The following is a 21,539-nucleotide window of genomic DNA, read 5'->3' on the forward strand; positions in this document are numbered from 1 at the left end:
GGAATATATTCAAATCAAAATCATGTTGCATTTTTATTATAAAAAGAAGAAGGCGCATGAACATGAATATTCCAAGTCATTGGGTAAATGTTGTTTTATTCGTCATCATGATATTGTTAATCTGGATTTCAATAACAAATTTTAGTGTGGTCAAACGATTTTTAATTGGTAGACCCATGCGAACTGCTGAACTCTATACTCCGCATACTAAATTGCTGTGGTTCATAGCCCTGCCCATTCTTTCTGCGGATCTATATTCCTCTGTATCCTATGGTCCGGAGGCGGGGATTACAGAATTATTGAAGCTTGGCCCTGCAGCCAAATGGTACATTATACCGATAACATTCGCGACTGTTATCCTCCTGGGAATTTTGATTTTATCATATATTATGGGGATTTTAGCTTATCCGAATGGGGGAGGCGCTTATGCCATCGCTAAGGATAATTTTAAACCCAGGTGGATCTCATTAGTTGCAGCAAGTTCTTTACTTGTTGATTATATTTTAACCGTGGCAGTTTCCGTTTCAGCTGCTTTAGAGGCGGTTTCATCTGCCTATCCGGCAGTTGCACCGGTTGAAACGGAATTAGCTAATTTTTGTGTCTTTATATTATTAGTCATGAATTTAAGAGGAGTGGCGGAATCAGCAAAGGTCTTTGCATGGCCGACCATTGCTTTTATGGTTTGTATGATCATCCTCATTTTTACCGGTTTATATGACGGCTGGAAAAATGGATTTGTACAATCCACGACTCCTTCGTTTGGCACTATTCCAGACGGTATTACTACTTTGCTTGTATTAAAAGCTTTTAGTTCGGCATGCTCTGCATTAACAGGGATTGAAACCATTTCAAATGCAGTTCCGGTATTTCGGATTCCCCAGCAGAGAAATGCGATTAAAACCTATATCGCCTTAGGTACCATTACTTCCTTCACATTGACAGGTTTTGTGTATCTATTGTATATAAAAGGGATTTCTCCCAAAGCGGATAATACGATGTTCTCCCAATTGGTGGGTCTTTATTTTGGAGATGGAGTGATCTATCAAATCATTATTTGGTCCACTTTTATTGTCTTAATCTTGGCTGCGAATTCTACCTATACTGGTTTTTCACACCTAGCAGCAATTGTCGCCTCTGATGGATTTTTACCAAGGGTATTAACCAATCGGGGAGACAGACTGGGATATTCGAACGGAATCATCACCTTATCTGCTTGTGCAAGTATACTGATTCTGACTTTTCATGCCCATACGAACTCGTTGATTCCATTGTATGCGATCGGTGTTTTCCTCTCATTTTCAACCGCACAGTTCGGTTTAATCCGCCGATGGCTGCGAGTGAAAGGATCACATTGGAAAATAAAACTATCTATTAATATCCTTGGTGCAATCATTACCAGCAGTGTGACCGTCATCTTTGCGGTAACCAAATTTATGGGTGGGGCCTGGATTGTGTTAATCGTGTTGCCATCAATTGTATGCCTATGTTTAGCGATCCATCGGCATTATGAATTTATTGCACAGGAGCTTCATATTGATGTGACTAACGAATTCCCTGAAATCAGAGATGTTACAACCATCGTGCTCATTTCAGGTGTTCACCGCGTGGTAAGTAATACACTATCATTTGCTAAAAGTTTAGGTGGAGAACCGATTGCTGTTTATGTAGGATTTGATGATGATTCAATTCATAAGATTGAAAAAAAATGGGAGGAATGGGGCAACCCTTGCCGGCTTGTTGTGTTACGAAGTAAATATCGGTCTGTCATTGAACCTTTAAATCGTTTTATAAAGGTAATAGAAGAAAAACGAGGAAGTAAAGGTCACATTCACTTGATAATTCCACAATTTATTCCTAGAAAAGGCTGGCACAACCTTTTGCATAACCAAACAGCATTACAGCTAAGAATCTGGTTTTTCCGACATAAGGATGTTGTGATTACAACTGTCCCATATCACTTAAAAAAATAAGTTGAATAATAGGAAAATAAATGTCTTGTATAGAATCATTCTATACAAGGATTTTTTTGGGGGAAGAAAAATGATCCAGAAAATTAATCTACAGAATGGCAACTTGTTACAACGTCTTTTTTCCTTACAGAGATCCTCTTATTTGATAGAGGCAAAATTAATTGATTTTTATGATATTCCTCCATTGAAGGAAACCATCAAGGATTTAGTGGATAGTGGAGAGCAATTCATAGGTTTCTTTGACGAGGATGAACTGGTGGGAGCCTTGTCATATACAATGGTCGGTCAGGAACTGACCATTTGCAGGTTGATCGTGGATCCGAACCATTTCAGGAAAGGAATTGCCCAAAAGCTGCTGATCAACCTAGAAGAAAATAACAATGAAATATCAGTATTTAAAGTGTCGACAGGTAGGGATAATTTTCCTGCCATAAGGCTTTATTTAAAAAACGGTTTTAAATGGACTAGTGATATGGAAGTTGCTCCTGGTTTTTTTATAAGTATTTTTGAAAAAAGAACCCACAGCTGACCGCTGTGGGTTCTTTTTATTCATTATGCAATCGTTTGGAGAATCAACACGATATTCAAAATAAGGACAATTGCAGCACATAAAATAGAAACGATTGTGGTTAACTGTTTATTCACTAATACCCCCATAATATCTTTTCTCCTGGTGAAGTAGATAAGCGCTACTATTGGGAACGGAAGCACAATACTTAAGACCACCTGGCTTATAACGAGTGTATGGGTTGGATCTAAATGAAGAAAAACGACAATAAAAGCTGGAAACATTGTAATCATTCTACGAAGCCACAAAGGGATTGAAAACCCCACGAAACCTTGCATAATTACTTGGCCCGCCATAGTTCCAACAGTTGAGCTTGATATTCCAGATGCTAATAAGGATACTAGGAAGACAGATGCAGCTGCTGGACCTAGTAAAGGAGTTAACGTTTGATAGGCTGTTTCAATACTCGCTATGACTGTATTCCCTGATTCAAAAAAGACAGCGGCGGACATTGCCATCATGGCTAAATTTACAAGTCCAGCCAACCCCATCGCGATAAAAATTTCAATGGTACTGAATTTTTGAATGCGTAACTTTTGTTGGTCATTAACGGGAACAACTCTCTTTTGAGTTAAACTTGAGTGCAGATAAATGGCATGTGGCATTACTGTTGCTCCAATTACCCCTACGGCTAACATAATACTAGAGGTACCCCCTATCCACGGTGTGACACTGTGATACGCGATCTTCGATAAAGAGGGATGTGATAATAACATTTCAACCAAATAACATAACCCTATAGAAATGGCAAAGGCTGTAATAAACTTTTCTAATGGACGAAACCCAAAACGTTCCATCATCAAAATTGCATATGTTACAACTCCAGTAATAATAACAGCTATCATCATGGGAATGTTAAACAACAAATTCAGTGCCAGGGTAGCTCCCAAAAATTCGGCTAAATCAGTAGCCATCGCAGCAAGCTCTGAGAAAATCCACATGACCATATTCATCCATTTAGGGAAGTGCTCTTTACAGAGTTCAGGCAAGTTTTTGCCTGTAGCAATTCCTAATTTAGCCGACATATTTTGGAATAGAATCCCCATTAAATTGGCAATCACGATTACCCAAAGCAATTTATATCCAAATTGTGCTCCACCAGAAATGTTTGTTGCATAATTACCGGGGTCCACATAAGCAATGGATGCAATGAAAGCAGGGCCAAGGAAAGGAAGTAGGGCAAATAAACCTTTTCGCTTTCCACTTACTGCTTCATTAGCAGCTGTTAGCACTTTTTTATTCTTAATAGAAATTTCTCTCCCTAACTCACTCATCTAAATTCTCTCCTTAATGAGTTGAAATAAAAATGTTTACCTAATTCGATTTTTTTAAACAAGGCTATTTTTTTTGCCCTTGTGCAACTTTATAATTTATATTATTGCAGATTTTAATCAAAGTTACCACTATAAATACATCCTTCATAAAAAATAATTGAATAAAAAATTAATTCGGAGGAGTCTGTCACAAAGGGGAATATCATCCCCATGGAAACAGGCTCTTTTTGAATTTAAGTTGGTTTATAAGCAAAGATTAAGGATAGCAAGGAAAACTTAATTTAGAAGGGACATTAATATGATGATTGAGGTTTGGATCATTCTACTTGGAATTGCTGTTGGAGTTGCTTTTATTGCTGAAAAAATAAATCAGCCATACCCGACATTGCTTGTTATTACAGGGCTGCTTATAGGTTTGCTTAATATTCCAGTTTTGGAAGAGGTAAAACATTACGCAACAAATGATATTGTCTTTCAAACAGCAATTATAACCATCTTTTTATCTGCATTATTAGGAGATGCCACACTGAAGCTGCCTTTTAATGAATTGAAAGAAAATAGAAAACCCATTTTATTGTTGTCCTTATTAGGAACATTTCTTACTTTTTTATTGGTTTCAACAGTCTCATATTTTGTTTTGAAATTACCCTTTCAATTGGCACTTATTTTTGGGGCCGTCATGTCCGCCACAGACCCTATCTCTGTTTTGACCATTTTTAAATCAATGAAGTTAAACAAAAGATTGTCCATCATGGTTGAAGGGGAAAGTCTAGGGAATGATGGAGTGGCCGTTGTCCTATTTAAGATTGCTCTTGTTACTACTGCGTTGACATCAGCTGGGGTTTTAGATGCTTCTGCTGAATTTTTTAAGGTTGTCCTTGGTGGAATACTGGTTGGCGCTTTGTTCGGCTTTTTAGCTTCTAGGATTACTCGACATATTGATCAACATTTAGTTGAAATAGGATTATCCATTGTTCTCTTTTATAGTGCCTTTGGAATTGCTGAGCACTTTCATTTCTCAGGGGTCATTTCAGTCGTTGTCGCGGGTCTCATTTTTGGCAATTACGGAAAGAAAATAGGGATGTCGGAGAAAACTCTGCGTGAAATGGATTCTTTTTGGGAGACTATTTCATTTTTGGCTAATGCTTTGATTTTTTTCATGGTAGGTTTAGAAGCAGCAAGAATTGGCCTTGAAGGAAAATGGTCAGTTGTTTTGGGGAGTACTGCCATTGTGGTCATTTCACGGATTATAGCTGTTTTTGTAAGCCTGTCATTCGATCAATCAGTCCCGTTATCTTGGAAAGCTGTCATTGGTTGGGGAGGATTAAAGGGCTCTTTATCCATTGCCCTCATTTTATCCATTTCTCCTGATTTTACCGGGAAAGATTTAATTTTGGCGATGACGTTTGCCAATGTATTGTTCTCTTTGCTTATTCAGGGCACTACAATTAAATTGCTTGTCAATAAATTAAAAATCTAGCTTCAAGTATTTAAGTCCTTTGATTCCTTTATCAACTTTACATAGTAAAAGTAAAAGCCAGAAATTATTCTGGCCGCTACTTTATAGGGTTTTTGCTCAAATATTCAATGAGATCTTCTATTGTGGCAGATTGATGTACGATCCCTGTCTGACTAAAAAGAATATAAGCTGCCTCTTTTTGAATTTCGAGTTTTGGATAGACATTTGTAACCATTTCCCGTTCTGGTAAACTTAAAATATTTTTGACTTGTGAAGTAACCTTTTCATTTTTCTCAATCGGAGTTTGCTCATTTTGATTTCCAACAACCAATAGGGAATAGGATTGATTATTTTCAGCTAAAAGGTTTGGGTACGGAAAGTTGTTGGGAGTTTTCGTTTCCGTTGCCGTTTGAGTAATGGTTTTGCACGTTTTTTTTGAGGAACTTGCTTTAGGCTCCTGATTTTGGCACGCCGCTAGTAAAATAATAATTGTCATAAATGGCAATAAATATTTTTTCATTGTTCTCGTCCCTTTTTTATGTATTCTTAATTAACCATAGCATACTCTTAAAAACGATGGACGATGTGAATGTGGAGGAATCGTGAAAAACTAACAGTCCTCTTGAACATTATCTCCAAGAAGGCTACAGTAGAATGGAAGACCGTTAAAGAAGGTGGCTAGCTTGGAAAAAAGATATTTTACCATTGGGATGGCAGGTCATATTGATCATGGAAAAACGTCGTTGACCAAAGCATTAACTAATGTAGATACGGACCGCTTAAAGGAAGAAAAAGAACGTCAGATTTCAATTGAACTAGGATTTGCACCATTATATGAAGATGACGAAATACAAATATCTGTGATAGATGTACCCGGACATGAACGTTTTATCAGACAAATGATAGCCGGTGTTGCCGGAATCGATCTAGTTGTGCTTGTTGTTGCAGCGGATGAAGGAGTTATGCCACAAACGAAGGAACATCTTGATATTTTGAAATTTTTGGGTGTGAAAAACGGAATCATTGCGATCACAAAAATGGACCGTGTGGATGAAGAGTTTATCGAATTAGTAAAAGATGACATTTTAACAGAACTTGAGGGAACTGTTTTTCAAGAAGCACCAGTTGTTCTTGTCGACAGTATCTCCAAAAGAGGAATAGCCGAGATAAAGGAATTGATTATCAGGAAGTTAAAGGAACTGGAAATGCGTGATGCAAAGGGTGCCTTCCGTTTACCGATTGATCAGGTATTTACCGTGAAAGGGCAAGGTACAGTAGTCCGAGGTACGGTTTATGAGGGAACGGTTGAGGAAGGACAGGCTTTGAAAATTATGCCAAAAGGGATAGAGGTCAGAGCTAGACAAATTCAGGTCCATCATAAGCAGGCAGAAAAAGCATTTGCCGGCCAAAGAGCTGCGATAAATCTATCCGGGATCTCCAGGGAAGATTTAGAACGGGGAGACGTCCTTGTTTCATCAGAACATTTTATCGTAACAAAAACAATTGATGTAGCTATTCGTGTTGTTTCCGAACTTGAGCATTTGATAAAACAACGGATGCCAATAAAGCTCCATATAGGGACTGCAGAAGTTATGGGGCGGATTGTCTTTTTTGACCGAAATGAAATAAAGGAAGAGAACGGTGAAATCCTATGCCAACTTCGTTTGGAAGAGGAAATTCTTACTAAGCGTGGCGATCGATTTATCATTAGAAGACCTAGTCCTACTGAAACCATTGGCGGCGGCTGGGTGATAGACCCTAGAGGGAACAAATATCGTTTTGGAAACCAAACCATTGATGAGCTTGAGAAAAAAAAGGTTGGTTCGCCAAAAGAGCGAATAACTGCGGCTTTAATGGAAGCAAGAAGTCTGCCGCTTCATGAACTGATTAAACGGACGGCTCTTGATGAGGAAACATTAACTGAACATTTACAGGATTCGTCATTTGTTTTTTATAATGGAAAAGAATTTACATTGCAGACAATGATTGATTCCATCGAAGAAGATATATACGATCTTATACAGGACTTTCATCAAAAGTATCCGATGAAAATAGGGTTAAATAAAGCTGAACTGTTACAATCCATGCAAAAAAGATTTCCTAAATCATTAGTAGAATTTGTAGTGGAGAAGGGCATCTCGAACCATATTTTTAACCGCAGGGAACAATTTGTATCATTGGCTGAATTTTACCCTCATGTCCCGAAAAATTGGGCCAAGCGTGTGGATAACCTGTTGGAGGAATTAACAAAAGATGGCTACAAGGTTCGTTACGTAAAGGACTACTTTGCAACTGCAGGAATCCCAGATCATTTAACGGTAGAGTTAAGACGATTTTTAGAGGATCAAAACTTAATCGTTATGCTGGATGATCAATTTGCCTATGCTGAGTCAGTTTTTCAAAATGCTGTGAACAAGCTGAGAGAACATACAGGTACAGAATTTGAAGTAGGTGAGGCGAAAGAGATACTGAATCTTTCACGCAAATATATGATTCCATTTTTAGAGCGATTGGATGCTATTGGGTTGACAAAGAGAGTTGAAAATAAGCGTGTCTGGAAAAAGTAGAAGTCTGCTAATGCAGGCTTTTTTTAGTGAATAGGAAAGTATAAACGTTCTATCAGGTATCAGTTTAACTAGTCCTCCGTCTTCGCCAAATGACAAGTTTCAAATGTATATTTTGGTTTTTTATAAATAGGATAGAAAAGAAGAAGATGGGGGTGGAGGAGATGGATGAAATTAAACCGGTCCGTTTACAGAGAGGAGATCTCGTCGGAGTTATTACACCTGCAAGTCCAATAGAGCTTGAAAAATTAGAGCTAGGAATCGCATTTTTAAAGGAGCAGGGACTGAAAGTTAAAATGGGAAATAGCGTCGGAAGATCTTATGGCTACTTGGGAGGTACAGATGCTGAAAGATTAGAAGATTTGCATCAAATGTTTCGTGATCCTGAAATTAAGGGGATTTTCTGTGCTCGCGGGGGCTATGGTACGGCCAGATTTGCCTCACAGATCGATTATGGACTTATTAAAAACAATCCCAAATTATTTTGGGGCTATAGTGATATTACTTTTTTGCATACAGCAATCAACCAACATACAGGACTTTGTACTTTTCACGGGCCGATGATAGGGTCCGACTTAGGACGGGAGTCCGTTCATCCAGTTTCGAAACAATGTTTCAGTCAATTATTTGAACCTAAAGAGTTTATTTATACAGAGGAACTCTCACCATTGGAAGTGGTGGTTGAAGGTTATGCAGAAGGACCAATCGTCGGGGGCAATTTAACCTTAGCTATCAGTACAATGGGGACAAAATTTGAAATTGATACCACGGGAAAATTATTCTTAATCGAGGATATTAATGAAGAGCCGCGGGCTGTCGATCGAATGTTAAATCAACTGTTATTGTCAGGGAAGCTCCAAGCTGCCTCGGGAATCATAATTGGAGATTTCTGCAATTGTACGTCACGAAGTGATCAGTCCCTAACACTCGATGAGGTTATAAATTATTATGTTCGTTTAGCTGGAAAACCTGCTATAAAAGGTTTTAAGATTGGCCATTGTAATCCCAATATTGCTATACCATTAGGAGTCCATGCAACCCTCAATACTTCTAAAAAGAAGCTCACAATAAAAAATGGTGTTATATAACAAGGACTGATGTAAAATGCAATCAGTCCTTAATAGATCAGCCTGTTTTCTCTTCTTCAATATAAGTGTATTCTTTTTCCCAGAAATCAGCATCTTCAATTCCTAGTTTCACGGGATCAAAAACAGGATCTTTGCCATCCTTTAATTGTGCTTCATAATCTCGAAGAACTCTTAAAGCAGGTTTTGTAAGCAATAGAATGGCAATAATATTTAACCAGGCCATACTTCCTACACCAATATCACCTAATGTCCATGCTAAACCAGCAGTTTTCACACTTCCGTATAGCACCATACCCAAAATGGCGATTTTCAGAAGGTAATCAGACCAGATACGTTTTTTATTTTTGTTAATATACGCAAGATTGGTTTCAGCCATATAGTAATAAGCCATAATGGTTGTAAAGGCAAAGAAGAATAGTGAAATGGCTACGAAAGGAGCGCCAAATCCTGGGAAGACAGATTCAACTGCTGCCTGTGTATAACCTGGGCCTGGTTCCATTTTTCCAAGGTTATTGACAATTTCCGGTTTTCCATCAGGTGTAACATTGTACATTCCTGTAATTAGAATCATAAACGCTGTTGCTGAGCAAACAAAAAGGGTATCAACATAAACCGAGAAAGCCTGAACAATGCCTTGTTTGGCAGGGTGGGAAACCTCCGCGGCTGCAGCTGCATGTGGGGCTGTACCTTGACCGGCTTCGTTTGAATAAATTCCTCGTTTAACACCCCAAGAAATTGCTGATCCCAATATACCTCCAAATGCCGCATTAGCACCAAATGCACTAGAGAAGATTAGTTTGATGACTCCAGGTAATTCACTAATATTCATAAATGTAATGATTAAAGCCACTAATATATATCCCAGTGCCATAAAAGGAACAATTAATTCCGCGGCACGAGCAATACGTTTTACTCCGCCAAAAATTATGGCAGCTAGGAAAACTATTAAAATAATACCTGTAATCATCGGGCTAATACCGAAAGCGTTTTCAACACTCAAAGCGATACTATTTGCCTGAACACCAGGTAATAAAACTCCGGTTGCAAGCACGGTAACAACGGCAAATAATACAGCATACCATTTCATTTTTAAGCCTTTTTCTATGTAATAGGCTGGACCACCACGGAATTGACCGTCTTGTTTTACTTTATATACTTGACCTAATGCTGCTTCAACAAACGCGGAACCAGCTCCTAAGAAGGCAATTGCCCACATCCAGAATACAGTTCCCGGACCACCAAAAGCAATCGCAGTGGCAACACCGGCAATATTTCCGGTACCAACCCTTCCAGATAAGGCAAGTGTTAAAGCTTGAAATGAGGAAATACCTGCTTCGGATTTTCCTCCTTTAAACATAAGCGGTATGATGTCCTTCATATGCCTGACTTGAAGAAATCTAGTTGCAAGTGAGTAGAATAGACCTGTTCCCAAGCAAAGATAAATGAGTGCAGGGCTCCAAATGATTCCACTGAGCTAGTTAACAAATTGTTCCATAAATTTCCCCCTTTTTTTAATAGGTTTTGACGCTACTATATAACAACCCTATCTATATAAGTTATTATATAACAATAAGTGACTGATAAGTTAGTAAATATGGAATCTTAAATATATTTAGAATGTTATTATATAGTAACCTGGAAAAAAAAGCACGCTAAAATCTTTGAGTTTTAGCGTGCTTTGGATTTGATTATTTTTTAAATGGCCACCAATTTGCTTCTCCAAAAGTTCGAACCATAACTGGTACAAATAATGGCAGAACAACCAAGGCATAAAGGGCAAGACCTATTAATAGAATGGTGGCAATTTCAAGTAATGACAGTACCCCTGATGGCATCATGGCGGCAAAGGTACCGCCTAGAATCACTGCGGCAGAAATGATCACTGTCCCCATTTTTTTCATTGCCTCATGAATCGCTTTATTGACAGGGAGATCCCTATATTCGTTAAAACGATCCATTAAGAAAATGCTGTAATCAATTCCGAGTGCTACTAAAATAACAAACGCAAAGAATGGGACGGCCCAACTAATCCCACTATACCCTAACCAATTAATAAAGATCATTTCTGAGATAGACATAGACGTATAGTAGGTTAGGACTAGTGAACCAATTAAGTAAATCGGCATGATCAAAGAGCGGAGCAAGATCATTAAAATGATGCTAATACCTGCAAGCATAAGGATGACTGTGCGTGAATAGTCACCCTCAGAAATTGTATCCAGGTCATGATGCATGCTGGAAACACCGCCAATAGCGATTTTTGCATTTTCAAGCTTTGTATGTTTAATCGCGCGTTTTACGGCATCGTTGATTGCCGGGATTTGCCCGATTGCATCATTTGAATATGGATTTTTGTTAAAGATAACATCAATCGTCATCACTTTTCGATCTTTTGATAGATACGTATCCATTACTTTGGCAAAATCTTCACTGTCCAATACATTCTGTGGAATATAAAAGCCAGTTTGTTTTTCTTTGGATACACCCGACAAATAATCTTGGGCAGATCCAAGGCCGTTAGAAACTTCATTCAAACCGTCTGCGCTTTTGGTCAAACCATCAGACAGCTGGGAAATTTGAGATCCTACCGATTGAAATCCCGTAAGGAGCTGCTGCTGTCCATTGTTGATCCCTGATAGACCCTCTGTAAACTTTGGTAAATTGGAAACGGCAGTTCCTTGTCCTTCCTCCATTTTGATTAGTCCAACTTTAAGCTGATCGAGGCCTGTAACAAGGCTTCCCATTCCAATAATCAGTTGTTCCTGGCCCGAAATTATTTGTTCCAAACTGGTATTAGCTGTAGTTAACCCGTCTTGTGCACCTTTAAGACCTAAATTAAGAGAGTTTAGGAAGGTTGCCACTGAAACCCGTGGATCAGGAATTGCTGAGTCTGTGGCAGCTTTTACTTCTCCAACTGTATTTTTTATATCTTTATAGGTTGTATTCTCGGAAATACCAGGATAATCTTTTTCAAGCCCTGTAAATTTAGTATCTAGTGTTTGTAGCTTTTGGTGTTGTAAGGATAGTGAACCTGCAACTTTTTCATAGTTTCTTTCTAAGGTACCTAGCCCGGAACTTGCTTTCTGATATCCCGCAAGTAATTGTTTACTTCCAGCAACTATTTTTTCAGATTCAGCTTTGATCGTATTTAAACCTTCTATTGCTTGCCCGGCCCCAATAGAACCGCCTTTCAGCCCGGTCTCAATTTGCGCGAGGCCGTTTTGAAGTTCGCCCATTTTCGATTTCATTTCATTGGTGCCATTGATTAATTTACTGATCCCATTGACTGCTTCATCCATTTTCGGCTGATTCGCTGCCATTTGGCTGCCTGCATCGGAAAGACCATCACTAATTTGTTTTAGTCCGTCATTTCCTTTGCCAATTCCTTCTTCTAAAGAAACGACTTGTTTAGAAATATAAAAATCATCAATGGGTTTCCCGGTAGGGCGGGTAACGGAACGAACCGTTTTGACATCATTCACTTTTTTAAGTTCCTGACTAATTTTTTCTGTAATCCCGATATACTCAGAAGTACTCATTTGGTCATCATTCTTGATTACGATTTGAGTCGGCATTGATTCGCCAGGGCCAAATGATGTTGAAATGATATTAAAGCCCTTGATTGAGGCATATTCATCACTAATCTCTTCTAATGAATTGAAAGAAAGTTGGTCTTTAAAGGAAAATAAGAAGGGAACAGAGACGGCAGCAACGATGATAAAAGCAATTAATGGTCGAAGCAGGGCAAACCGGCCCATGGCGTCCCAAATTTTACTGTCGCTATGTTCCAATTTGCCTTTCGATGGCCAGAATAGTTTTTTTCCGAGAACAGCCATAAAAAATGGAACAACGGTCACGAGTGCCAATAATAATACGGCTACCCCAATGGCCACAGCAGAAGCTGATTTATATAGCTGGAATGTAGAGAATCCAATGGAGGCAAATCCAATTAATACCGCGATTCCGCTAAAGAAAACGGTTTTTCCAGCTGTCTTGTAGGTAGTAATAATCGCTTCTGTCACATTTTCCTCTTTAGCCAATTCTTCTTTAAAGCGGCTGAGTAATAATATACAATAATCTGTTCCAATTCCAAAAAGGACAGCTACTAAGAAAATTTGGGTAAAAGTAGATAAAGGAAAATTCAGCTTATCTACTAAAATTGATACGACGGATTGTGCGGTTAAATAGCTGAAGCCTACGGTAATTAACGGAATAATCGGTGCAATTGCCGATCTGAAAACTAGCAGCAATACAGCCAAAATAAAAACAACCGTTATGCCTTCTGTTTTCTTTAGACCTTCTTGAGAGTTTGTAACAAGATCCTCGCCAATAACCCAGTTGCCGGTATAGTAATGTGATAGTTTAACATCACGAATAGAATTGTATAATTCTTTAATAATTTCTTTTGCTTGACGGTCATTTGCGGTTACCTTTACAGAAACTAAAATGGTTTTTCCGTCTTTTGAAATCAATTGGTCTTTTAATTCTTTTTGGCTAAAATGGGTTAGCAGATCTGTAATTCCTAATTTATCCTTGTTTTTTTCTAACTCTCTTACAGCCTTTTCAGCTTGTTTAAAGTCAGCATCCGTCAGCTTTTTATCACTGTGAAAAACAAGGGCAGTAGATAAATTTGAACCCTTATTTTCATCTGCCTGTACATCCTTAAGAATTTTTTGGGCAATGGTGGAAGAGTATCCTTCTGGTACTGAAATCTGGCCTTTTTCTCTGACTAAGCCCTCCATATTCGGAGCAATCATGGCTAATCCGACAATAATGGCAATCCATGCCATTAGAATCATCCATTTACCTTTAATAATGGCCCGCACTGGTTATTCCCCCAATTCTTCCTTCTTCTTGTTGTTGATCATTTGAGCTAATTTTTCATACGTGTCTAAAAAAGCCGTGATTTCAACTTCATCAAATTGAGTGATGATGGATTCGACTAACACACGTACTTTTTTCATGCAATTTTGGTGAAGCTCCTTGCCTTCGTCAGAAAGGGTTAAATAGATCACTCTACGGTCATTTTCATCACGGGTTCTTTCAATGAGTCCTTTGTCAACCATTCTGTTAATAATGGCCGTAATGGCGCTTTTATTTACTTCAAAAACCGCAGCTAAATCACTGGATGTACATTCACCGGTTTGATAAATGTACTTTAATATGTAGTACTGGTCATTAGTCAAATCATCTCCAATCTTACCTTTTATCAACGCTTCCGCTTTTTTATGCACCTGAAAGTTAAGTGAAATATAACGATCGATTAGATATTGAATAGGACTGTTTTCCATTTAAAGATGATCACCTCTTAAAAATTAGTTAAACTGTTTAACTATTAATGTGTTTAACTATATATTAGGGTAAAATGGTTGTCAATTGATTTCATTAAGGAAAAGTTAAGGATTTCATAGAATAATAAGCTTATTCCAATATCAAATCTTCCTGACCCGTTGTACAGGATTAGAAAAGGAGTTTAGTATGTATGAAAAAATGGATCTGGATTGCTGTGAGTATATTGGTGGTGGGTATCATCGGTGTTCAATTATATTCTTCAACTACCAAAACATCAGCGGCAACCGTTAAAGAGAGAACAGCTGAAGTCAAGAAAGGTAAGTTGGAAGTTAAATTAAGTGGCTCTGGAACTGTTCAGCCAGTGGTCAGCAAGGATGTTGAATCCACTTCAAATAATGATGAAATCGATGAAGTATTGGCATCGATTGGGGAAGAAGTGAATGAAGGCGATGAACTTGTTACATTTACAGATGGCAGTGATCCCATTGTTTCACCGGCTAAAGGAGTTGTCACCTCAATTTCAGTTGCATCCGGTGATAAGGTAAACACGGGGCAAGTGGTTGCTCATGTTTCTGATTATTCGGATTTACAGACTGTCGTACAAATCGATGAATTAGATATTAGCAAGGTAAAAGTTGGACAATCTGTCAGTTTAAAAGTGAATGCATTTGCAGACCAAACCTACTCGGGGACTGTTTCAAAAGTATCTGAGGAAGGAACTTCATCAAATGGAGTCTCAACATTTGAAGTTTACATTCATATTGACAAAATCGATCATCTAAAAGTTGGCATGGGCACAGAGGCAAGTATTCTAACTGATACAAAAGAGAATGCTTTATATGTTCCGCTTGATGCTGTCCATTTATCAAAGGGCAAAAAATATGTAGATCTGTCAGGAGCAAGCTCAGAGAAAATAGAAATTAAAACAGGATTGGCAAATGAAGATTACGTAGAAATCACGGAAGGATTATCAGAAGGCCAAATAGTTAAGTTACCCCAATTAGCTGCCAGCAATGCTGCATCAACGACAAACTCTAATAATAACAGTCTTGGAGGTTTGGGAGGCTTGGGTGGAATGACTCGCAGTATGGGCAGAAATTGATCATACTGCTTAAATCCGGATACCATACAAGTGCTCAGTGTGAATAAGAATCACTAAAAAAGTGGTCGCGCCTATTGCGGCCGCTTTAATTACTATATAATAGGGCTATTAGTTCTATTTTACTAGGAGAGATAAGATGCGATTATTAGTAGTAGAAGACAACCTTCCTTTATTAGAATCAATCGTTCAACTATTATCGGATGAATTTGAAGTCGATCAGGCCTCAAACGGTGAGGATGCCTTATTTTTAGCGATGCAAAACATCCATGATGCCATTGTTTTGGATGTTATGATTCCTGAAATTGATGGATTTCAGGTTCTGCAAACCATTCGCAAAGAGGGCTTGAAAATTCCGGTATTATTTCTAACTGCAAGAGACTCACTTGAAGATCGGGTAATGGGTTTGGACAGTGGTGGTGATGATTACCTAGTAAAACCGTTTCAATCAGCTGAATTAAAAGCAAGAATTCGGGCCTTATTGAGAAGGAGCGGCAGTTTGACCACTAATCAAACAATCCAATACCGTGGAATCGAATTGTTTGGAAAAGAACGTGAAATTCACGTTGACAATGAGCAGATTAAACTAACAACCAAGCAATATGAGCTGTTAGAATACTTAATCCAAAATAAAGGTGCTATTTTAACAAAAGAACAGATTTATGACCGGGTTTGGGGTTTTGATTCTGATACAACTATTGCCATTGTAGAAGTATTTATGCATCATTTGCGTAAAAAGCTTGAACCGTTCGGATATCATAGGGATATTAAAACGATACGCGGTGTAGGGTATATTTTAAGTGAAGAGTAGGAGTTAGCCATGTTTCGGAAAACACACATAAAACTAACGTTAATTAATTCAATCGTTTTCATGGTATTGATCAGCATCCTGGCGAGTGTCATCTATTTTTATACGGAAAATAAGTTATATAAAGATGTAAACCAATCTTTAACGGAATCAGTCACTCATTTTCAGGAGCCTCCTGGAGATATGGATAAGCGGGACGATGACAATGCAGGGGCTCCAAAATTCATGAGAAGAGACCCGCGGATTATGACGTTAATTTGGGATGAAAATAATAAATTATTAACTGAACAAGACCGAAATTTTGAGCTTTTCCAAGGGAATGAGAAACGGATTATACCAAAAAAGTTGAACGCTTTGCAGGATGTTCAAGTAGAGGAGTTTTCATTTAGATATATGGCTGTTAAGGTGAACATGCCTCAATACGGAGAATTAACGATTCAATTTATCCGCAACGTCAACTCCGAAAAAGAGTTATTAAATAGACTTTTGTTAATTTTAATAGTCGGCTGTGGAATAGGGATCCTCTGTGCAGTGGCATCAGGTTATTTTTTGGCGGGAAGAGCCCTTGTTCCCATCAAAAAATCTTGGCAGAAACAGCAACAGTTTGTTTCTGATGCTTCGCATGAACTAAGAACACCATTAGCGGTGATTCAAGCAAAAACCGACTTGTTGTTCCGTCAGCCATCAGCGACGATTCAAGAAAAGATATTAGATGTATCCGCGATTTCAACTGAATCACGTCGATTGTCCAAGTTAGTAACCAATTTATTAACACTGGCGAGATCTGATTCAGACCAAATTGAAGTAAAGAAACAGCTGTTCCAGTTAGATGAATTGTTAAAGGAAATTATACAACATTATGAAGAATTTGCGATGTATCAAGAAAAAGCGATCAGATTGCAGGCACCCAAACCGGTCCAATTTTATGCGGATAAGGAAAGAATCCATCAATTAATTGTCATTCTTCTTGATAATGCGATGAAGTATACAAATGAAGGTGGGGAAATTCTACTATCCTGCGAACAAACGCTTAATTCTATTAGCCTTAAAGTAAAAGATACAGGAATTGGCATTCCGGAAAAAGATATTCCGAAAATCTTTGACCGTTTTTTCCAAAGCGATAAAGCCAGGACATCCGCAGAGGGAACAGGATTAGGGCTATCAATTGCAAAATGGATCATTGAAAAACATCATGGAAAAACAAAAGTTCAAAGCACCGTTGGCAAAGGAACTACAATTGAAATCACTTTCCCGAGAACCCAAAAAACATAAAAAAAACGACTAGATGAGCAGGTATTACTTTAATATAGGCTGTGTTAAAGACTAGTGTTGATTTTTTACACTCTGTTGATTGGAGCGGAAGGTGCGAAGACTCCTGTGGGAGTACGGTTCTGGAGAGACCCCGCAGGCGCAAGCGCCGAGGAGGCTCGCCGAAACGCCCATGGAAAGCGAAGCACCTGGAGCGGAAATCAACAGACAAGTTTAACTGAGCATTAATATAAAAAGGACTCCCAAACACATGTTGAGAGTCTTTTTTGCTATTTTACAATAATAGTACCCTTATACATATTCATTCCGCAGCTAAAAGTATGCTGGCCTGTTTCATCTGGCGTAAACGTCAATTTTGTCATACCAACATTAAGTTTGGCATTATTAATATGAAAATCGGGGATATTTAAAATAGATAAACAACTGTTTTCTAAAGGATTTTGAATCTCCAGTTCCACAGGTACCCCTTTTTTTACACGAATAGTAGCGGGACTATACCCTTTTTCAGTCACGAGCATCTTTACCTTAGGAGTACTTTCTTCTGAAACGTCGACTTCGGTTTTATCAACGGTTTTCACCATAGTGTTTTTTTCACTAGTTTGAGCAGAAGCAGTTGACCCCGCTTTGTCTGGAATGTTCACTAGATTGCTGCTATACAAAAAAAGGAATAATGAAACAAAAATAACCCCTGCAGAGATAATCGCAAAGGGCGAAATTTCCTCTGTCTGAACGGTGAATTGATCCTTCGTTTCGGATAGGATAAACAAAATGATTAACCCGCTGATGATCACATAGATTCCTAGTAAAATTCCCAGCAAAATAGTGGCGGTAATAAATTGGAGAAAAACTCCCAGAACGGCGCCTACCATTCCACCGAATAAACCTGAAATAGAACTCATAATGATTGCCAATAGTCCAATTGGATGACCAGACAAAAAGCCGATCATAAATCCAATAATCATGCTGACACCAACGACTAGAAACATCTCACCTGAGACCATCCCAATAATAGTGCCAGATAAAAGACCAGCCATGCACGCAATCCCGATGGCAATCATCAAACCGGGAGTCTTGGAAATTTTTGTTTTATTACGATACAGGAGAACAATCGAATATCCTGTGGAAATGGCTACAATAACAGTTGATAGTACCGAAAAAATCATCATATTTGAAAACTCCTCAAATGCTGCTCTTTTTTTACAACATAAGAGTATTATAAATGTAAATTAACAGTTGTTAAATATTGCTATATGAACGTTTTATGAATCTTCTTTTTTCTTATCGAGCGTTTGTTGATAGATCCGTTTAAGGGCTTCATTTTGCATTTTCATAAATTCAAGAAGAAATTCTTTTTCTTCTGCTTCTAATTCAAGTTCATCTTTTTCTTCCTTTGTCAAACTAATCACCTGCCCCAGCATTTCATTTATTCTACCTTAATTTACAAGCTGTTTAAAGTTTAGGAATATAGTATTTTGGAAAAACTGAGCTAAGAATGAAAAATTTCCCGATTTTCAATTGACATTTATGTTCGGGAAATATATAATTTTTTCAAAAATATACTTGAAACAATGACGGGGACTAGTAAAATGTTTGAGTCTTACCAAGAGAGGAAACCAATGGTGCGAGGTTTCTTAAGACAGTCATTTGAACCTGCCTCACGAGTTCTGTATCGGATTTTACTTGAAGATACACGCGGATCAAATCCGTTATCATGGAGAGTGTATAAAGCATTGCTTTATTAAATGTAGGGTGGTACCGCCAGGCCTTGGTCCCTTTTTTAGGATCAAGGCCTTTTTATGTTTTAAGTTGATTTAAGCTCATTGTTGATTTTGGAACCTGTTGATTGGAGCGGAAGGCACGCAGACTCCTCGAAAATGCTAACGCATTTTCTTCGTGCGTGGGCAAATTCAAGGTAGCAATTCAATGTCCTGCGGGAGTACGGAACAGGTGAGACCCCACAGGCGCCAAAGCGCCGAGGAGGCTCACCGGACCGCCCGCGGAAAGCGAAGTGCCTGGAGCGCAAATCAACAGCCATGTAAAACGGAGCTATATTTTTAAAAATTTAAATGAGGTGTCAACATGGCAAAGGAATTTGTAAAAGATATTACGGCGATGGACGATGATTTCGCCCAGTGGTATACAGATGTGGTAACAAAAGCAGATTTAATTGATTATTCAAGCGTTCGTGGTTCGATGATTATTCGCCCGTACGGCTATGCCTTATGGGACAATATTAAAAATGAACTTGACCGACGCATTAAAGAAACAGGACATGAGAATGTCTATATGCCATTATTCATACCAGAAAGCCTGCTGCAAAAAGAAAAGGATCATGTCGAGGGCTTTGCCCCTGAAGTGGCTTGGGTAACTCATGGCGGTTCTGAAGAACTGGCAGAACGTCTAGTAGTCCGCCCAACGTCAGAGGTGCTTTTCTGTGAGCATTATAAAAATATTATTCATTCTTATAGAGATCTTCCGAAATTGTATAATCAATGGGCAAACGTGGTTCGTTGGGAGAAGACAACACGTCCATTCCTACGTACATTAGAATTCCTATGGCAAGAAGGGCACACTGCACACGCTACTGACGAAGATGCCATGGAAGAAACCATTAAAATGTTAAATGTTTATGCTGCGATTTGCGAAGAAATTCTGGCTATTCCGGTAGTAAAAGGACAAAAGACAGAAAAGGAAAAATTTGCTGGTGCTAAAGCAACTTTTACGATTGAGAGTTTAATGCATGACGGAAAAGCTTTGCAATCTGGAACATCACATCATTTTGGAACCGGATTTGCCGAAGCATTTGGCATTCAATACACTGATCAGGAAGGCAAGCTGCAATACGTCCATCAAACTTCTTGGGGTTTCACAACACGGATTATTGGTGCATTGATCATGGTTCATGGCGATGATCGCGGCTTGGTGATTCCGCCAAAAGCAGCACCAACCCAAGTAATGATCGTTCCAATTGCTCAGCATAAAGAAGGTGTTCTTGATTTTGCTTATGACTTGAAAAATCAGCTTGGCAAAGTGGCTCGCGTCGATATTGATGCTAGTGACAAAAAGCCAGGGTGGAAGTTTAATGAGTACGAAATGAAGGGAATCCCAGTTCGCTTAGAAGTTGGGCCTAAAGATATTGAGAATAAACAGGTCGTCTTGGTAAGACGTGACACTCTGGAAAAAGTCATCGTACCATTGGATCAATTAGAAGCAAAACTTGTAGAATTATTGGATGACATTCAAGCAAACCTTTATAATAAAGCGTTGGCCCATCGAGAAGAAAGAACTTCAGTTGCAAAAACCCTGGCCGAATTAAAAGAAACATTAGAGGAAAAAACTGGATTTATTAAAGCTATGTGGTGTGGGGACTTAGCCTGTGAGGAAAAGATCAAAGAAGAGACAACAGCCACTTCTAGATGTATTCCGTTTGAACAGGAACAACTGTCCGAATCATGTGTTTGTTGTGGTAAAGAAGCAAAGCAAATGGTTTATTGGGCTAAAGCATACTAAAAAATGGAAAAAGGGCCCCTGGCAGGGGCCTTTTTCTATATAACATATTTTAATAAATAGTACTTGGTGATGGCAAGATACTCTCGCGTATACAATTTTATAATTGCATTCTTTGGTGTACTTGCAGGGAGACCTTGTACCTTCAAATGTTGATCATGTGCAATTGAAAGAGAACGGTACATGTGAAAATTGTTAGTAACAATGACTCCGGACATATTTTTATCCGGGAGAAGTTGTTTTGAAAAGCGAATGTTCTCCTTTGTATTGGTTGAACGGTCTTCTTTTATGATTCTTGATTCGTCAATTCCCCTTTTTATAAGCTCACGTTTAATGGACTCGGCCTCGGAAATCTTTTCTGCTTTCCCCTTGCCACCGGAAGCTATAATAATAGTATGCTTATTTTTTTGTAAGAAATGGGCTGCTGTGTTAATTCTGCAGGAGAGTGCTTTCGAAGGGACCTGTCCTTTCACGGATGTTCCTAAAACAATTAAATAATCCGCATTCTCAGGCGTTTTCAAATGGCTATATTCAGATATTTTAAATTGAAGAAAACCACCATATGTAGCAGCCATGATGATGAAAACTATAAAACTAATTTTCCATTTTTGTAGAGATTTCATTATAACACCGCCAATCAT

At 38.5% G+C, this 21,539-nt stretch carries 17 protein-coding genes and 1 other annotated feature; of the genes, 9 read left to right on the top strand and 8 right to left on the bottom strand.

The features are described 5' to 3' along the window. Window positions 1-62: 62 nt before the first annotated feature. Together ACI3K6_RS02075 and ACI3K6_RS02080 are read left to right on the top strand one after the other, a co-directional pair. Window positions 63-1,970: an APC family permease gene (locus tag ACI3K6_RS02075; protein ID WP_435553497.1), complete on the top strand. Its 1,908-nt coding sequence runs from the start codon at window positions 63-65 to the stop codon at window positions 1,968-1,970. A gap of 70 nt (window positions 1,971-2,040) precedes the next feature. Further along, the gene (locus tag ACI3K6_RS02080) at window positions 2,041-2,499 is read left to right on the top strand and encodes a GNAT family N-acetyltransferase (RefSeq protein WP_335479601.1); all 459 of its coding nucleotides are present in this window, start codon (window positions 2,041-2,043) and stop codon (window positions 2,497-2,499) included. Between the two features lie 23 nt (window positions 2,500-2,522). On the opposite strand, the gene ACI3K6_RS02085 is transcribed toward ACI3K6_RS02080, so the two are convergent. Then, complete coding sequence (locus ACI3K6_RS02085; RefSeq protein ID WP_435553498.1) at window positions 2,523-3,812, bottom strand: Nramp family divalent metal transporter; 1,290 nt, start codon at window positions 3,810-3,812, stop codon at window positions 2,523-2,525. Between the two features lie 298 nt (window positions 3,813-4,110). Here ACI3K6_RS02085 and ACI3K6_RS02090 point away from each other — a divergent pair, with 298 nt between their 5' ends. Beyond that, window positions 4,111-5,292: a cation:proton antiporter gene (locus ACI3K6_RS02090; protein ID WP_435553499.1), complete on the top strand. Its 1,182-nt coding sequence runs from the start codon at window positions 4,111-4,113 to the stop codon at window positions 5,290-5,292. Window positions 5,293-5,368: 76 nt separating this feature from the next. Here ACI3K6_RS02090 and ACI3K6_RS02095 read toward each other — a convergent pair whose 3' ends face one another. Beyond that, window positions 5,369-5,791 (bottom strand): hypothetical protein, encoded by a 423-nt coding sequence (locus tag ACI3K6_RS02095; RefSeq protein WP_435553500.1) that lies wholly within the window; start codon window positions 5,789-5,791, stop codon window positions 5,369-5,371. A gap of 163 nt (window positions 5,792-5,954) precedes the next feature. Between ACI3K6_RS02095 and selB the strand changes: the two genes are divergently transcribed. Then, on the top strand, window positions 5,955-7,838 hold the full coding sequence (gene selB, locus ACI3K6_RS02100) for a selenocysteine-specific translation elongation factor (RefSeq protein ID WP_435553501.1): 1,884 nt from the start codon (window positions 5,955-5,957) through the stop codon (window positions 7,836-7,838). Window positions 7,839-7,999: 161 nt separating this feature from the next. Further along, window positions 8,000-8,923 (top strand): S66 peptidase family protein, encoded by a 924-nt coding sequence (locus ACI3K6_RS02105; protein WP_435553502.1) that lies wholly within the window; start codon window positions 8,000-8,002, stop codon window positions 8,921-8,923. Window positions 8,924-8,960: 37 nt separating this feature from the next. On the opposite strand, the gene ACI3K6_RS02110 is transcribed toward ACI3K6_RS02105, so the two are convergent. The 3 genes from ACI3K6_RS02110 to ACI3K6_RS02120 form a co-directional block, all read right to left on the bottom strand. Continuing rightward, window positions 8,961-10,388: an alanine/glycine:cation symporter family protein gene (locus ACI3K6_RS02110; protein ID WP_435553859.1), complete on the bottom strand. Its 1,428-nt coding sequence runs from the start codon at window positions 10,386-10,388 to the stop codon at window positions 8,961-8,963. A gap of 223 nt (window positions 10,389-10,611) precedes the next feature. Next, window positions 10,612-13,749, bottom strand: coding sequence for an MMPL family transporter (locus ACI3K6_RS02115; RefSeq protein WP_435553503.1), 3,138 nt, complete (start codon window positions 13,747-13,749; stop codon window positions 10,612-10,614). Window positions 13,750-13,752: 3 nt separating this feature from the next. Further along, on the bottom strand, window positions 13,753-14,214 hold the full coding sequence (locus ACI3K6_RS02120; RefSeq protein WP_435553504.1) for a MarR family winged helix-turn-helix transcriptional regulator: 462 nt from the start codon (window positions 14,212-14,214) through the stop codon (window positions 13,753-13,755). Between the two features lie 191 nt (window positions 14,215-14,405). Here ACI3K6_RS02120 and ACI3K6_RS02125 point away from each other — a divergent pair, with 191 nt between their 5' ends. The 3 genes from ACI3K6_RS02125 (at window position 14,406) to ACI3K6_RS02135 (ending at window position 17,394) form a co-directional block, all read left to right on the top strand. Continuing rightward, a complete protein-coding gene (locus ACI3K6_RS02125; protein WP_435553505.1) occupies window positions 14,406-15,317 on the top strand; it encodes a biotin/lipoyl-containing protein in 912 nt (303 codons plus the stop codon). 136 nt (window positions 15,318-15,453) lie between these two features. Beyond that, window positions 15,454-16,125, top strand: coding sequence for a response regulator transcription factor (locus ACI3K6_RS02130; RefSeq protein ID WP_435553506.1), 672 nt, complete (start codon window positions 15,454-15,456; stop codon window positions 16,123-16,125). Between the two features lie 9 nt (window positions 16,126-16,134). Further along, window positions 16,135-17,394, top strand: coding sequence for a sensor histidine kinase (locus ACI3K6_RS02135; protein WP_435553507.1), 1,260 nt, complete (start codon window positions 16,135-16,137; stop codon window positions 17,392-17,394). A 266-nt stretch (window positions 17,395-17,660) separates the two neighbouring features. Here ACI3K6_RS02135 and ACI3K6_RS02140 read toward each other — a convergent pair whose 3' ends face one another. Next, a complete protein-coding gene (locus tag ACI3K6_RS02140; RefSeq protein ID WP_435553508.1) occupies window positions 17,661-18,557 on the bottom strand; it encodes a cupredoxin domain-containing protein in 897 nt (298 codons plus the stop codon). Window positions 18,558-18,650: 93 nt separating this feature from the next. Next, complete coding sequence (locus ACI3K6_RS02145) at window positions 18,651-18,788, bottom strand: hypothetical protein (protein WP_335482586.1); 138 nt, start codon at window positions 18,786-18,788, stop codon at window positions 18,651-18,653. Between the two features lie 162 nt (window positions 18,789-18,950). After that, window positions 18,951-19,168: a binding site (T-box leader), on the top strand. Window positions 19,169-19,470: 302 nt separating this feature from the next. On the opposite strand from ACI3K6_RS02145, the gene proS reads away from it, so the two are divergent. Continuing rightward, a complete protein-coding gene (gene proS / locus ACI3K6_RS02150) occupies window positions 19,471-20,901 on the top strand; it encodes a proline--tRNA ligase (RefSeq protein WP_335482584.1) in 1,431 nt (476 codons plus the stop codon). 35 nt (window positions 20,902-20,936) lie between these two features. Here the strand turns inward: proS and ACI3K6_RS02155 are convergent, their stop codons facing one another. Further along, window positions 20,937-21,521 carry a YdcF family protein gene (locus ACI3K6_RS02155; RefSeq protein WP_435553509.1) on the bottom strand — a complete coding sequence of 195 codons (585 nt, stop codon included), beginning with the start codon at window positions 21,519-21,521 and terminating at the stop codon, window positions 20,937-20,939. Between the last annotated feature and the right edge of the window lie 18 nt (window positions 21,522-21,539).

The organism is Neobacillus solisequens (assembly GCF_051233465.1).
In the GTDB taxonomy this organism is placed as follows: Bacteria; Bacillota; Bacilli; order Bacillales; family Cytobacillaceae; genus Neobacillus.